This window comes from Novacetimonas pomaceti (genome assembly GCF_003207955.1).
In the GTDB taxonomy this organism is placed as follows: domain Bacteria; phylum Pseudomonadota; class Alphaproteobacteria; order Acetobacterales; family Acetobacteraceae; genus Novacetimonas; species Novacetimonas pomaceti.
The window spans coordinates 414,927-427,946 of record NZ_NOXG01000001.1; the positions used below are offsets into that span (position 1 = coordinate 414,927).

The following is a 13,020-nucleotide window of genomic DNA, read 5'->3' on the forward strand; positions in this document are numbered from 1 at the left end:
GAAACGTGCATGGCGGAACGGATGACGGAACTGGACGCGATTGATCGGCGGATTGTCGCCGAACTGCAGGCCGATGGACGCATGACGAATGTCGAGCTGGCACGCCGGGTGGGAATTTCCGCGCCTCCATGCCTGCGGCGCGTCAGGCGGCTGGAGGAAGAAAAGGTCATCCTCGGCTACCATGCGCAGACCGATGCGGCCAGCCTGGGCTGGTCCATCACGCTGTTCGCCCTGATCGGCCTCGACAGCCAGAAGGAAGCGGTGCTGTGCGCGTTCGAGAACGAGATTTCGGCATGGCCCGAGGTGCGGGAATGCCATATGATTCGTGGCGGCGGGGATTTCCTTGTCCGTCTGGTCGCGCGTGACGCCACGCATGAAAACCAGCTGACCCAGCGCCTGACCGAAGCGTCCCACGTGGTCCGGGTCCAGACCCTGCAGACCATTCGCAGCAGCCTGGAACGGCCGGGCGTTCCGGTCTGAGCCGTCCGGATGTTATCGCCCGGGCGTGGCCGTATCGCCGGTCACGGCTTGCCGTAAGGATGGACCATTGGTGCCGATGACCGGCAATCAGGCGTCAGTTGGGGAAAATGGCTGCGTGCCGCCGCGTATCAGCGTTGTGGTGCCCTGTTACAATGAGCGCGCCAATGTCCGTCCCATGGTCGATGCGCTGCATCGGGCGCTGGCGGGGCGGGAGTGGGAGGTCATCTTCGTCGATGACGATTCCCCCGACGGGACCATCCATGTCGTGCGGCAGGTTGGCGCGCGCGACGCGCGGGTGCGTGGCCTCCTGCGGCTGGGGCGGCGGGGGCTGTCCTCCGCCGTGATCGAGGGCATCCTGTCGTCCTCGGCCGAAATCGTGGCGGTGATGGACGGGGACATGCAGCACGATGAACGCTGCCTGGGGCAGCTCATCGATGCCATTTCATCGGGCGGAAACGATATCGCCATCGGCAGCCGGCATGTCGAAGGTGGCGACAGCCGTGGCCTGGCCAGCCGTTGGCGGCATATGCTGTCCGATGCCGGGATCCGCATCGCGCGGAAATTCCTGCCCGTTGAGGTCAGCGATCCCATGAGCGGCTTTTTCGCGATACGGCGCGGCCTGTTCGTGCGGATCGCGCCACACCTGTCCGGCACGGGGTTCAAGATCCTGCTCGACATCATCATGTCCGCCCCCGGGGCGTTGCGCGTGGCGGAGGTGCCCTTCGTGTTCCGTGCCCGCGCCGCGGGTGAAAGCAAGCTGGATTCCATGGTGCTGATCCAGTTCGCGACGATGCTGCTTGACAGGGTGTGCCATGGTTACCTCCCGGTCAGGTTCGTCAGTTTCTGTATCGTCGGCCTGCTTGGAATCGGCGTGAACCTGGCCGTGCTGTCGGTGCTGGTGCAATGCGGGGTCGGATTCCGGGTGGGGCAGTTGGTCGGAACATACGTGTCGATGATCGGCAATTTCTGGCTCAACAACACGCTGACCTATCGCGACCGGCGCCTGAGGGGGGGGGCGATGTTCAGGGGGCTGTGCCTGTTCGTGCTGAGCTGCTCGGTCGGGGCGGTCGCCAATATCGGCGTGGCGCAGATGATCCTCAATGACGGACGTTACTGGACGTGGGCCAGCGTGGCCGGGGCGGCCATCGCCGCGGTATGGAATTATGCCGTGTCATCGACCCTGATATGGAAGGTCCGGTGACCTCCATGCGGGCATGGTGCGGCCTGCTGCTGCTGGCGACCGGATTGCGCCTTGTGCTGGGATGGTATCTGCCCCTTTCCCCGGACGAGGCCTATTACTGGGTATGGACGCATGCCCCGGCGGGCGGCTATCTCGACCATCCGCCGATGGTCGCGCTGTGGATCGGGGCGGGAAGCGCCCTGTTCGGCGATGGTGGCGCCGGCATCCGCTGGATGGGGACAGCCGCCACCGCGCTTTCAACGGTTTTTCTGGCACGCGCGATCCAGGATTTCCGCCCGGCGACACAACAGGTGCCCCCCGTGGGGGAAGCAGCCGTCCGGGGCGTGGCCCTGCTGCAGGCGACGCTGGCGATTGGCGTGAATGCCGTCGTCATGACCCCCGATACGCCCCTGCTGTTTTTCATGGCCGTTCTGCTGTGGGCGTTGGGTCGCCTGATGGCGACGCACGGGGCGCGGTGGTGGCTGGTGGCGGGCGTGGCGCTGGGGCTGGCGTTCGACAGCAAATATACCGCGCTGCTGCCTGGCGTGGGCATGGCGGGCTGGCTTGTGTTTCACGGCGCGGGCCGCGCGTGGCTGCGTCGTCCCGCGCCATGGCTGGCGGCTGGCCTGTTCCTGCTCGTCATTTCGCCGGTCCTGTGGTGGAACGCGACCCATCACTGGGCCAGCCTGCTGCGCCAGGGCGGTCGCATGGGGGACTGGCAGGCGGGACGCGCCATGCAGTTCATCGGGGAACTGGTGGGGGGACAGGCGGGACTGGCGACGCCGGGCATCTTCCTGTTTTTCGCGGGCGGCATGGCATGGATGCTGCGCCATGCCCGACGCGTGCCTGCCTGCGGGCTGCTGTCGTGGATGGTGCTGGTGCCGACGGTGGTCTTCGTGGTGCATGCCCTTGGGGACAGGGTGCAGGCGAACTGGCCCGTCATCCTTTACCCCATGCTGGCGGTCGCGGCGGCGCAGCTTGCTTGGAAATGGTGGAAGGGGGCGGTGGCGCTGGGCGCGGTCCTGTGCGTCCTGATCTTTGTTCAGGCCGCGTTTGAACCCCTGCCGCTTTCGGCGCACACCGACGTGGCCCTGCGCCAGATGGGGGGCTGGCCGCAACTGGCGGCGCAGGTGGATGCGATCGCCATGCCGGATGATTTCGTGACGGCCTGCGATTATGGCACGGCGTCCGAACTGGCCTTATACATGCCGCAACGCACGGTGGTCGGGATCGAGCCGCGATGGGCATTGTTCAACCTGCCCCACGCGATACGGGGCGAGGGTATCATGGTCTGCAATCCACGCCGCACGTTCGATCCGCGGTTCTTTGCACAGGTCAGCCGCGTCGGGACCCTGCGACGCCATGGCCGCATCCGTGACGCGGAAATGCTGGATGTCTATCGCGTGCGCATGGCCGATACGTTACCAGACGACCTGCAATCCGAAATCGCGGTCCTGTCGCGTCCTGTCAGGGGATCGACGGAGTAGGCATCCCTTCGGCAAGGCAGGCCTCCAGCCGTGCCAGCAGGGCCTTCATGCGGAACGGCTTGCTCAGCGCCGGCAGGTCGGGATAACGGGCAAGCCGGTCCGGGTCGCCGCTGATGACGATGACGGGCACGTTTCGCGCCCGCAGGGCGTCGATGACCCTGTCCGGCGGGCCATCGGGCAGCGTCAGGTCAACCAGCGTCGCATCGAACGTCCCGTGCGCCAGCTGCGTCATGGCGCTGGCCGTGTCGGCGCACGTCGTGACCTGGAATCCCGATGCCTCAAGAACCGTCAGGAGAAGGTTGGCGATCATGTCCTCATCTTCAACGACAAGGATGTGACGGATCTGTTGTGTCATGCGTCTGTCCCCTCGATAACCGGGAGTCGACCGTAGCCACGAAGCTGCGTCGCGCGGGGCCATGGAACGACCCCCCGCGATGACAGGGCGAGCTGCCCGAGTTCCAGCAGTCCCTTGCTCATGTCCTGCGGATTGTCACGCACATGTGAGAGGTCGAACCACCCCACATCGCAGGCATCGTCGCCTGCCTCCAGCGTCGTGGTGCCATTATCGGTGCATTTCACGGCCACGATCAGGTAATGGAAGCGGACGGTGCCGGTTTCGTCGCGGTCAATCAGGTCAAAGGCCGTCAGCGCGCCTTCCGCCCGCGTGGCAAAGCCCGTTTCCTCGCGCAGTTCGCGTTCGGCGGCGGCAAGGAAACTTTCCCCGACCTGGATCCGCCCCCCCGGAAAGCCCCACAGTCCCTGATCGGGTGGGTTGCGCCGCTGCACCAGCAGCAGCTTTTCCCCCCGTGTCACGATTGCCAGAACCGCCCCGGAAATTGTCGAAATACCTGACATTTCCCCACTATAACGCCCCGATGACGCAAAAAGCCATGCTCTGGCCGGGTGGGGGAGATGCCTATTGCGTGAGGATATCCGCCATGTCCGGTGCGGGCATCTTCACTGCGGGCGCCTGAGCACGACATGCGCCCGGCAGCGGGGCGTGCCATAGGTACCCACGATCGTGTCGTCCTGCGGATGTGCCTCCAGCACCATGGGGAAGGGCTTGCTGCCGGGGGAGGAGACCACGGCCTGCAGGTGATAGTGCTGATGCTGCGCATCCGGCGTGCCATGCAGGCTGATGGACCCGTCGGCCGGCGTGAAGGTCGTGCGGGTCTGGTCCACCTGAAAGGTCGAGGGCGCATGCGTTTCCTCGCACGTTCCCTGATCGGCGATAAGGGTCCCGGTCCACAGCCCATAGGGATCCTTCTGCGCATCCGTATGCGCTGTCCTGGCGCAGGCGGGCGAAAATGTTGCCCCGCACAGGGCGGCAATCGCGAAAAATAATCGGGGGAATGACGCTTTCATGACGTAACCATGTGATTTCGCGAAATAAACTTTCAAGGGGCGAAAACGGCCCAATATGTCATTCAGGCCGCTTATTCAGCCGACACGCACAATGATGTTGTGCTACGTCATCTGGCAACGCATATCCGACATTTGCAACGCCCGCCCGTCATGGGGCGGATGCGTTGCATGCGTCATGCCGCGACCGGAAGAGTGAGAATGAGCGAAAGTGTGAAAGCATCCCAGATCGACAGCGCAGGCGAGGCCCTGGAAGAGACCCTGCATGAAGACCGGATCCTGATCCTTGATTTCGGCAGCCAGGTGACCCAGCTCATCGCCCGCCGTGTCCGGGAAAGTGGCGTTTATTGTGAAATCTGGCCTTTTTCCAGTGACGAGGCAAAGATCCGCGCCTTTGCCCCGAAGGGCATCATCCTGTCCGGCAGCCCCGCCAGCGTCCTGGACAGGGACGCGCCGACGATCCCCGATGTCGTCTTTGCGCTGAATGTGCCCGTGCTGGGTATCTGCTATGGCCAGCAGGCCATGTGCAAGCAGCTTGGCGGGACGGTCGAACATCACGAACATCGCGAATTCGGTCGCGCCCATATCGACATCATCAAGGACTGTGCCCTGTTCCGTGGCACATGGGCCAGGGGCGCGCGCGAACAGGTCTGGATGAGCCATGGCGACCGCGTCACGAAACTGCCGCCGGGATTCCAGGCCGTCGCGGTCAGCGAGGGCGCGCCCTTCGCCATCATCGCGGATGAGGGGCGTCGCCTGTACGGGGTGCAGTTTCACCCCGAGGTCGTCCATACCCCGCATGGGGCCGCGCTGCTGCGCAATTTCACGCATGATGTCGCGGGCTGTCGCGGCACGTGGACCATGGCCGGGTTCCGCGACATGGAAATCGCGCGCATCCGCGAACAGGTGGGCAAGGGGCGCGTGATCTGCGGCCTGTCCGGCGGGGTGGATTCCTCGGTCGCGGCCGTGCTGATCCATCAGGCGATCGGCGATCAGCTGACCTGCATCTTCGTCGATCCGGGCATCCTGCGCGCGGGGGAGGCGGATGAGGTCATCAAGACATTCCGTGACCGGTTCAATATCCGCCTGATCCATCGCGATGCGTCCGACCTGTTCCTGTCAGCGCTGGAGGGGGTGACGGATCCCGAAATCAAGCGCAAGACCATCGGGCGCCTGTTCATCGAAGTTTTCGAGGAAGAGGCGGCCAAGCTGGGCGGGGCGGAGTTCCTGGCGCAGGGAACGCTGTATCCCGATGTCATCGAGAGCGTCAGTTTCACCGGCGGCCCGTCCGTGACCATCAAGTCCCATCATAACGTCGGGGGACTGCCGGAACGGATGAAGATGAAGCTGGTCGAACCGCTTCGTGAACTGTTCAAGGACGAAGTCCGCGCCCTCGGGCGGGAGATGGACATCCCTGAAACCATCGTCGGCCGTCACCCGTTCCCCGGACCGGGGCTGGCCATCCGCATCCCGGGTGCCATCACCCGCGAAAAGCTCGCCCTGCTGCGCCGGGTGGATTCCGTGTTTCTGGAGGAAATACGCGCAGCCGGCCTGTATGATGCGATCTGGCAGGCATTTGCCGTGCTGCTGCCGGTGCGCACCGTCGGCGTCATGGGCGATGGCCGCACCTATGATTACGCCTGTGCACTGCGTGCCGTTACCAGCACGGACGGGATGACGGCGGATGTCTATCCGTTTGACATGGGGTTCCTGAACCGCGTGGCCGGACGCATCGTAAACGAAATCCGCGGCATCAACCGCGTCACCTACGATATCACGTCCAAGCCCCCCGGCACGATCGAGTGGGAGTGATTTTCAGGGAACGGAAGCATTCCGTTCCAGTGAAAAGTTAAAGCTGTCGGCTGCTTTTGCAGCCTGTCAGGAAATATAAACCGGTTCCAATGGCATGTCTGGCAATAATCGTCGTGCGTGCCAGCCGTAAGTTGCGTGAAATACCGTCATGGGCAGATTGGCCTGTGGCGGTATTTTCTTTCGTGGGGGAAAAGCGCCGCGATGCTTGCAGGGTTTACGATTTGATATTTGAAAATAACGACACAGGCTTGTAGCGCGAGACAGAAGCTGTCCCCTGTCACGGCAAAAGATACGATGCCCATTCTACATGAACCGTGTAGTAATTTATGTATCAGGGCATGTCATCCGTTCATCCGTTAAGGGAGATGACAGTCAGGACGATCCATAATTCTGAACTGAAAGGTACATTCTAATGCGCGGCGGATATGCCCCCGCCCGCAGCCGCGGGCGCTGCTGAGGATGCCGGTGTGGCTGGCGTGGTGGAGACTGTGGCGGTTGGCGACAGGTCAGGCGTTCTGGGGGAACTGAATGCTGATACCGGACCGAATATGCCGGCCTTTACATGTCGCATTGAACTGACCGGTTTACGGATGCAGCCGCGTGCCACGATGGAACATACGCCGTCAGTTCCGACAATTTCATCATTATCGCCACTGTAATGCAGGTCGGTGACCGTGTCGTTTTCAAGACGGATATCGGCAATGCAGGTTTTCCCCGCGCCCCCGAGCGTCGTTTCCGTCAGGTTTACAATGGTCTGTAGCGGAAAGAGCGTGGAATCATTTGCGGAAGGAACGTTGATGGTGCGGACGTATTCAAATACCTGAACGTTGTCGTTCAGTTTCTTGATTTTGTCCGGAATGCCCACGCAGGACTGCACCTCGTCGCTTTTCATGCCAATCATGGCCAATTGTGCCCGATGCGCCGTTCTGGAATCGGTATAGCCGCAGCCGGTCAGGCCGCCCAACGGCATAAACATCATGATTGCGCACAGGAAACGGTTGCGCATGGATGAAGGAAGCCGGCGCGAAACATTCGGGAGGGAGAAAGGGAAGGTTTTCATTTTCTCTCTTGATGACGGGGGCAGAAGGAGAATTATAGTCAATCCATAAGGATATACTTAATATTATGCCTATTTAAGGAAACCTCATGGGGGAAGAGTCAATCGCTTTTTTGTAATATAATGACATCAGCCAATGGACCGATACCCGTTCGCAGAAGCAGGATGGCGTGTTTCTGCCGCTGATTTTTCCGGCGGTGACGTGACGCGGACCGTGGCCGGATGGCATCGGGTATATCCGCGCCGGACGTTTGTTCATGTCGTTCCTGATGCTTTCCATCAGGCAATCAGCGGATCGGCCCGGTCGGGAAGGCGGAAAGCCGATGGAAAACCGGCATGGAACCACCATGCGATCTCCCGCTGGGGGCGCCATTTCCTGACATGGGCATGAATATCGTGTCGCAATCGGAAAAATGTCACGAAATGTTAGAATCCATTCCCCCACATTCATCTGGCCGCTTTCCCGCACTATATCTCTAACAGGTGAATGCTTCAGGCAGGAATGCCATACAGGTTCACGGTATGGGAAACAGGCTTGAAAAAGATTGAGTACGGCGCGTCATGTTCCTGCCGTGATAGTGTCTGAGGCTGCCGCCACAGGAGGACCAAGGTGAAACACACGAAATTCTTGACGGGGGCTCTGCTCGCCATTTCGCTGGCGGCGACGCCTGCGGTGGTCGCGTCGGTAGCCCATGCGCAGCATGGCCCCGGTGGTGGTGGCGGTGGACATGGTGGTGGTCCGGGCGGCGGAGGACCGGGCGGTGGTCATGGCGGCGGTGGCTGGGGTGGCGGCGGTCCCGGTGGTGGACGCGGTGGCGGTCCCGGCGGTGGCTGGGGTGGTGACCGTGGCGGCTGGGGCGATCGCGGTGGCTGGGGCGGCGGCGGCTGGCGTGGCCCGGGCTGGGGCGGGACCGTTCCTTATCCGTACCCATATTATGGATATCCCGGCTATTACGGTTATCCCGGTTATTATGGATATCCCTACGGCTATTCCTATGGCGGATGGGGCTGGGGCGGGTGGTGAGCATCCAGGCCCGCTGATCCGATCCTGGCGATGGTGGAGAAAGCGTCAGCAGACCTCCACCATCGCCGGTTTTTTATCTGGCGCGTCGGTGTGTCGTTTCAGGCACATCGTCGCGGCAGGTATGAAATGACCCGGTCCAGCAGGATATCCATTTCCGGACGCGCGATCGGGTCGATGCAACTGGTGACATAGGTCCTGGCGCGTCGCTTGATGATATTGGCCTGACGCAGGGTCATGTCCTGCATGTCGTTTTCCTGCAGCATGTCGGCAATCGTCATGCGTCGGCAAAATGCAGCGCGGGTAATGCCAAAGGCGATGCTGTTCAGGATTTCCTCGAATTCCCGACGGCCGAATTCCGACCTGCAGGCATGTAACTGCGTGCTGGCCTGCACATACATGTCCATGGCGGGATGGTCGTACTGCCGGTGAAAGTGGCGTCGGTGCCATCCGCGTGCGCGGATATGTTCCTGATGGGCGGTTTCATATTCCCGCATGGTGGCGTGGCAGTCGCCCATCCTGGCATGCGCGGCCCGCGCGGCAAGCCATGCGCTGGCGAAATCGGGACAGGTGCGCCCGTTCCAGATGGGCTCGGCCCCGGCCGGTCCGATGGCAAAACGGAATCCCCGCTGACCATCAATCCCGTAGATGATGGATGCGGCAGGCTCCGTTGCCGTCTCCTGCCCCAGCACAAGGATATGTCCCCCGTCGCCCGCGTGCATGTGGCGCTGGACCGTCAGCAGGTCAAACAGGCATTCGTCGTCAATCGCGCGTTCGATGTGGGCTTTTACATATGTCATGAACAGGGGATTGCGAACGCCGACAAGGCCGCGCGGACAGAAATGCAATCCCCACCAACGCGACATTTTCAGAAGGTGGAAGGCCAGTTCATTGCGAAGCCGCATCAGATCCGGCGGGTTTTCACCTTCGTCACACAGTGCCTGGATATTGCGGAAGCGCGTGACAAGCCTGTTGGCCTGCGCCGCGGGGGACTGACGGGGATCAAGATAGTGAAGGAACGTGGCCGGCCGCGAATGTTCAAGGTGCCATTCGGGGGTGCATCCAGTTGTTTCGGACATGATGGATTGGGTCCCTGCACTGAAAAAAGATGCGGTATCGTCCGGAAGAAGCAGGACGATACCGCAAAGTTTTCACGGCGGTGGGGTCGGGAAATCGACGGTTGGGGAACTGTCTGATGCGCCGTGAGTTCCTTTTTCATAATGCGAACGAATATCAATTGCAACAAGAAAGTGGAGGCGGCACCTGCCAACCCGGCAGAGGGAAGGGGCACAGGAATTCATCGCGGGCATGAATGTTCCTATATCGAAATGTATGTTCAAAAATTCTTCATACTTCGCGCAGGCTGCCTGATATACCTGTTTCAGGGTGCTGAATTTTCAGGAACAGCAGGTCATGAAAGATGCGTCCGAACAGAAAAATCCGGATATTCATGAAGGACGACATCGCGGACAATTCCCGATGCGCAAGGCGGCCAGGGCCGGACAACCACCGGAATTGACGCCATCGCCCTGCGTTACTTTCCCGGTCGATGACGAGGAACCCTTTCTTCATGATGAGTTCTGAAGGAATTTTCCATCATTGGTTGCCGCAGCGGTATTCCAGCAAAGTGATTGATCCCGCATGACCCGGACGCCCCCTGATGATCGCCTGCCACGGGACAGGATACGCCTGCGTGAGGAAGTCCTTGATGACATCGACGAGGAAATCGAGCTTGAGCTTGATGATGTCCGTCTGGGAGGACAGGAAGACTGCGATCCGCTGGATTTCCGGAAGACGTATTTTCGTGAACTGCTGCGTCTTCAGGGGGAACTGGTGAAGTTGCAGGACTGGGTCAAGGAAACCGGCCACCGGCTGGTGGTCATCTGCGAAGGGCGCGACGCGGCGGGTAAGGGCGGTGTCATCAAGCGCATTACCCAGCGTCTCAACCCCCGCATCTGCCGCGTCGCGGCCCTGCCCGCGCCAAACGACCGGGAACGCACGCAGTGGTATTTCCAGCGGTACGTCAGCCACCTGCCTGCCGCAGGTGAGATCGTGCTGTTTGACCGGAGCTGGTACAACCGGGCCGGGGTCGAACGCGTGATGAATTTCTGTACTGACGCGGAATACGAGGAATTCTTTCGCTCTGTCCCGGAATTCGAACGGATGCTGGTACGCAGCGGGATACAGATCATCAAATACTGGTTTTCCATTTCCGACGATGAACAGGAACTGCGTTTCCGCGCCCGAATGGAAGATCCGCTGAAGCAGTGGAAACTGAGCCCGATGGACCTTGAAAGCCGCAGGCGGTGGGAAGCCTATACCCTGGCCAAGGAAATCATGCTGGAACGTTCGAACATCGCCGAAGCCCCCTGGTGGATCGTGCCTGCGGTCAACAAGAAGAAAGCGCGGCTCAACTGTATCAGCCACCTGCTTTCACAGGTTCCGTATGAAGAAATCGAAAAGCCGGAGGTCATCCTGCCCGAACGCGTGTTCAATCCGGATTACCTGCGCCAGCCCGTGCCGGACGACATGATCGTTCCCGAGGTGTATTGAAAAGGTTCGTGCGTCTGCCATGATCGGGTCACTGCGTCATTACGATTTTACTGCTGTGGAATGTCATGCGAAAACATTGTCTGCCTTCTGTAATCCTGGCCTCGCTTCTGGTGGTGTCAGGTCCCGCGTTGGCACGGGCGTCCCAGAACGGGGCCACGCCTGAAACGGGATATCTGGCGCCTGATGCGCAACCCGATTCGACCCGTATCCTGCCCCCGCCGCCACAGCCCGGATCGGCCCGGCAGGCAGCGGACACCCATGCTTTTGAGGTCACGCGGGGACTGGCCGGCAGTGCACGCTGGGCCCTTGCGACATCCGACGCCAACCTGCGGATGGACGGGTTGCTGCATGCGTTCTCCTGCGCCGCCGGCTTTACGATCGAGGCGTCCAGGGCCCCCCGTCTGGTGGCGCTGATCCACAGAATGGATGTGACCGAAATTCCCGACATGCGCAAAAGCAAGGCGTACTGGCATCGGGCCCGTCCTTTCGTGGGCAATACGCAGCCGATCTGTACCGAAAGCGACCGTGCGCATCTGGCGACATCGGGATCCTATCCCTCCGGTCATACCATGTATGGCTGGAGCACCGCGCTTGTACTGGCGGAACTGCTGCCGGACCGTGCGACCCAGATCCTCCAGCGCGGGCGGGTCTTTGGCGAAAGCCGCGTCGTCTGTGGCGTTCACTGGGCCAGCGACGTGCTGGAGGGGTACGTGACAGGGGCCGCCGATATCGCCGCGATGCATGGAAGTGCCGCCTTCAGGACAGATATGGAGGCCGCGCGGACCGAACTGGAGGAACTGCGCCATACGGCCCCAAAGCCCGAGGCAAAAGCCTGCGCGATCGAGGAAGATGCCGCCACGCATTCCCCGTTGTAAAGGACGGGGGAACGCTCAGCACTCCGGGCTGAGTCCATGATCGCGGCTGGGGCCGGCAAAGGTTGGTTGTCATGAATGGACGCATGCTGACACGCAGGCAGGTGATGGGGCTTGCCGGGACTGTCGCAATGTTTTCGGCTCGGCACGCATATGCCGCGCCATCGCTGGTGCCTGTTCCCCTTGTCATGGCGCATCGGGGCGCATCGGCCCTGCGGCCCGAACATACGCTGGCGTCCTATGCCAGGGCCATCGCGGACGGGGCGGATTATATCGAGCCCGATCTCGTCCCGACGCGCGACGGGGTGCTTGTCGCCCGTCATGAAAGCAATATCGCGACGACCACGGATGTCGCCGGGCATCCCGAATTCGCGTCCCGCAAACGCAGCGTCATGATTGATGGCAGGACCGAAACCGGATGGTTCACGACCGATTTCACCCTCCAGGAACTCAAGCGCCTGCGCGCGAAGGAACGCCTGGCGGACGTACGCGTCCACAATACCCGTTATGACGGACATTTCGATATCCCGACATTTGAGGAAATCATTGATTTTGTCGCAGCAGAGGCCGCCACGCGGGGACGGGAGATCGGCCTGATTCCCGAAATCAAGAATTCAACCCATTTCCACCAGTTGGGATACGCGCCCGAAGACATGTTCCTGCAGGTCATCGCCGCGCATGAATATACGCGTTACTGCCTGCTGGAGGTGCAGTCCTTTGAAAGCGGAAACCTGAAGTTCCTGTATGACCGGGTGAAAAACATCAATCCGCGGGCACGCCTGATGTTCCTCATGGGGGAGAGGGGAGAGCGCGTGCCCGACACCCTGACGGCAGAACAGGGAACGACATTCGGGGAACTGATGACGCCGGCAGGATTGCAGCAGGTGCGTCGTCATGCCGATGCAATCGGTCCGTCGAATACGGATATCATTCCACGTGATGCCTCTGGCGCCTGGCTGCGTCCTTCATCCTTGATCGAGGACGCGCATCGCGCGGGCCTGCTGGTGCATTCCTATACTTTCCGGCCGGAAAACCGGTTCCTTCCGCTACAGCTGCGAAATGACAGGGGGGATAACGTCCGGAATCCGCAGGGCGCAATCGCTGAAATCCAGCGGTATCTGGATCTGGGGCTGGACGGTTTTTTCACGGATGATCCCGCGCTGGGTCGTCAGGCCATTGAAACTGGATAATCTGGA

General features: G+C 61.2%; 14 protein-coding genes. 9 read left to right on the top strand and 5 right to left on the bottom strand.

Annotated elements, in window-relative coordinates:
• The first annotated feature begins 9 nt into the window (after positions 1-9).
• The 3 genes from CFR71_RS01955 to CFR71_RS01965 all read left to right on the top strand — a co-directional run bounded on the left by CFR71_RS01955 (position 10) and on the right by CFR71_RS01965 (position 3,147).
• Complete coding sequence (locus CFR71_RS01955) at positions 10-480, top strand: Lrp/AsnC family transcriptional regulator (RefSeq protein ID WP_110526627.1); 471 nt, start codon at positions 10-12, stop codon at positions 478-480.
• A gap of 76 nt (positions 481-556) precedes the next feature.
• A complete protein-coding gene (locus CFR71_RS01960) occupies positions 557-1,681 on the top strand; it encodes a glycosyltransferase (protein WP_110526331.1) in 1,125 nt (374 codons plus the stop codon).
• 5 nt (positions 1,682-1,686) lie between these two features.
• Positions 1,687-3,147 (top strand): glycosyltransferase family 39 protein, encoded by a 1,461-nt coding sequence (locus CFR71_RS01965; protein ID WP_239020236.1) that lies wholly within the window; start codon positions 1,687-1,689, stop codon positions 3,145-3,147.
• Here CFR71_RS01965 and CFR71_RS01970 read toward each other — a convergent pair.
• From CFR71_RS01970 to CFR71_RS01980, 3 genes are all read right to left on the bottom strand, one after another.
• On the bottom strand, positions 3,128-3,502 hold the full coding sequence (locus CFR71_RS01970; protein WP_110526337.1) for a response regulator transcription factor: 375 nt from the start codon (positions 3,500-3,502) through the stop codon (positions 3,128-3,130). The two genes, CFR71_RS01965 and CFR71_RS01970, sit on opposite strands and share 20 nt — an antisense overlap.
• On the bottom strand, positions 3,499-4,002 hold the full coding sequence (locus CFR71_RS01975; protein WP_110526340.1) for an NUDIX hydrolase: 504 nt from the start codon (positions 4,000-4,002) through the stop codon (positions 3,499-3,501). Before CFR71_RS01975 ends, CFR71_RS01970 begins: the two co-directional genes overlap by 4 nt.
• Before the next feature lie 102 nt (positions 4,003-4,104).
• Positions 4,105-4,512: a hypothetical protein gene (locus CFR71_RS01980; protein WP_110526343.1), complete on the bottom strand. Its 408-nt coding sequence runs from the start codon at positions 4,510-4,512 to the stop codon at positions 4,105-4,107.
• A 198-nt stretch (positions 4,513-4,710) separates the two neighbouring features.
• On the opposite strand from CFR71_RS01980, the gene guaA reads away from it, so the two are divergent.
• Positions 4,711-6,321 (top strand): glutamine-hydrolyzing GMP synthase, encoded by a 1,611-nt coding sequence (guaA, locus tag CFR71_RS01985; RefSeq protein WP_110526346.1) that lies wholly within the window; start codon positions 4,711-4,713, stop codon positions 6,319-6,321.
• A gap of 409 nt (positions 6,322-6,730) precedes the next feature.
• On the opposite strand, the gene CFR71_RS01990 is transcribed toward guaA, so the two are convergent.
• Positions 6,731-7,381: a hypothetical protein gene (locus tag CFR71_RS01990; RefSeq protein ID WP_239020220.1), complete on the bottom strand. Its 651-nt coding sequence runs from the start codon at positions 7,379-7,381 to the stop codon at positions 6,731-6,733.
• Between the two features lie 607 nt (positions 7,382-7,988).
• Here CFR71_RS01990 and CFR71_RS16375 point away from each other — a divergent pair.
• Positions 7,989-8,402 carry a hypothetical protein gene (locus CFR71_RS16375; RefSeq protein ID WP_165832018.1) on the top strand — a complete coding sequence of 138 codons (414 nt, stop codon included), beginning with the start codon at positions 7,989-7,991 and terminating at the stop codon, positions 8,400-8,402.
• A gap of 98 nt (positions 8,403-8,500) precedes the next feature.
• Here the strand turns inward: CFR71_RS16375 and CFR71_RS02005 are convergent, their stop codons facing one another.
• Positions 8,501-9,478 (bottom strand): hypothetical protein, encoded by a 978-nt coding sequence (locus tag CFR71_RS02005; RefSeq protein WP_110526352.1) that lies wholly within the window; start codon positions 9,476-9,478, stop codon positions 8,501-8,503.
• A 334-nt stretch (positions 9,479-9,812) separates the two neighbouring features.
• Here CFR71_RS02005 and CFR71_RS16380 point away from each other — a divergent pair, with 334 nt between their 5' ends.
• The 4 genes from CFR71_RS16380 (at position 9,813) to CFR71_RS02025 (ending at position 13,014) form a co-directional block, all read left to right on the top strand.
• Positions 9,813-9,983, top strand: a complete 171-nt coding sequence (locus tag CFR71_RS16380; RefSeq protein ID WP_165829271.1) for a hypothetical protein — start codon at positions 9,813-9,815, stop codon at positions 9,981-9,983.
• A 57-nt stretch (positions 9,984-10,040) separates the two neighbouring features.
• The gene (gene ppk2, locus CFR71_RS02015; RefSeq protein ID WP_110526358.1) at positions 10,041-10,952 is read left to right on the top strand and encodes a polyphosphate kinase 2; all 912 of its coding nucleotides are present in this window, start codon (positions 10,041-10,043) and stop codon (positions 10,950-10,952) included.
• Positions 10,953-11,017: 65 nt separating this feature from the next.
• Positions 11,018-11,827 carry an acid phosphatase gene (locus tag CFR71_RS02020; protein WP_110526362.1) on the top strand — a complete coding sequence of 270 codons (810 nt, stop codon included), beginning with the start codon at positions 11,018-11,020 and terminating at the stop codon, positions 11,825-11,827.
• An 83-nt stretch (positions 11,828-11,910) separates the two neighbouring features.
• Positions 11,911-13,014, top strand: a complete 1,104-nt coding sequence (locus CFR71_RS02025; protein ID WP_110526629.1) for a glycerophosphodiester phosphodiesterase family protein — start codon at positions 11,911-11,913, stop codon at positions 13,012-13,014.
• Positions 13,015-13,020: the final 6 nt, after the last annotated feature.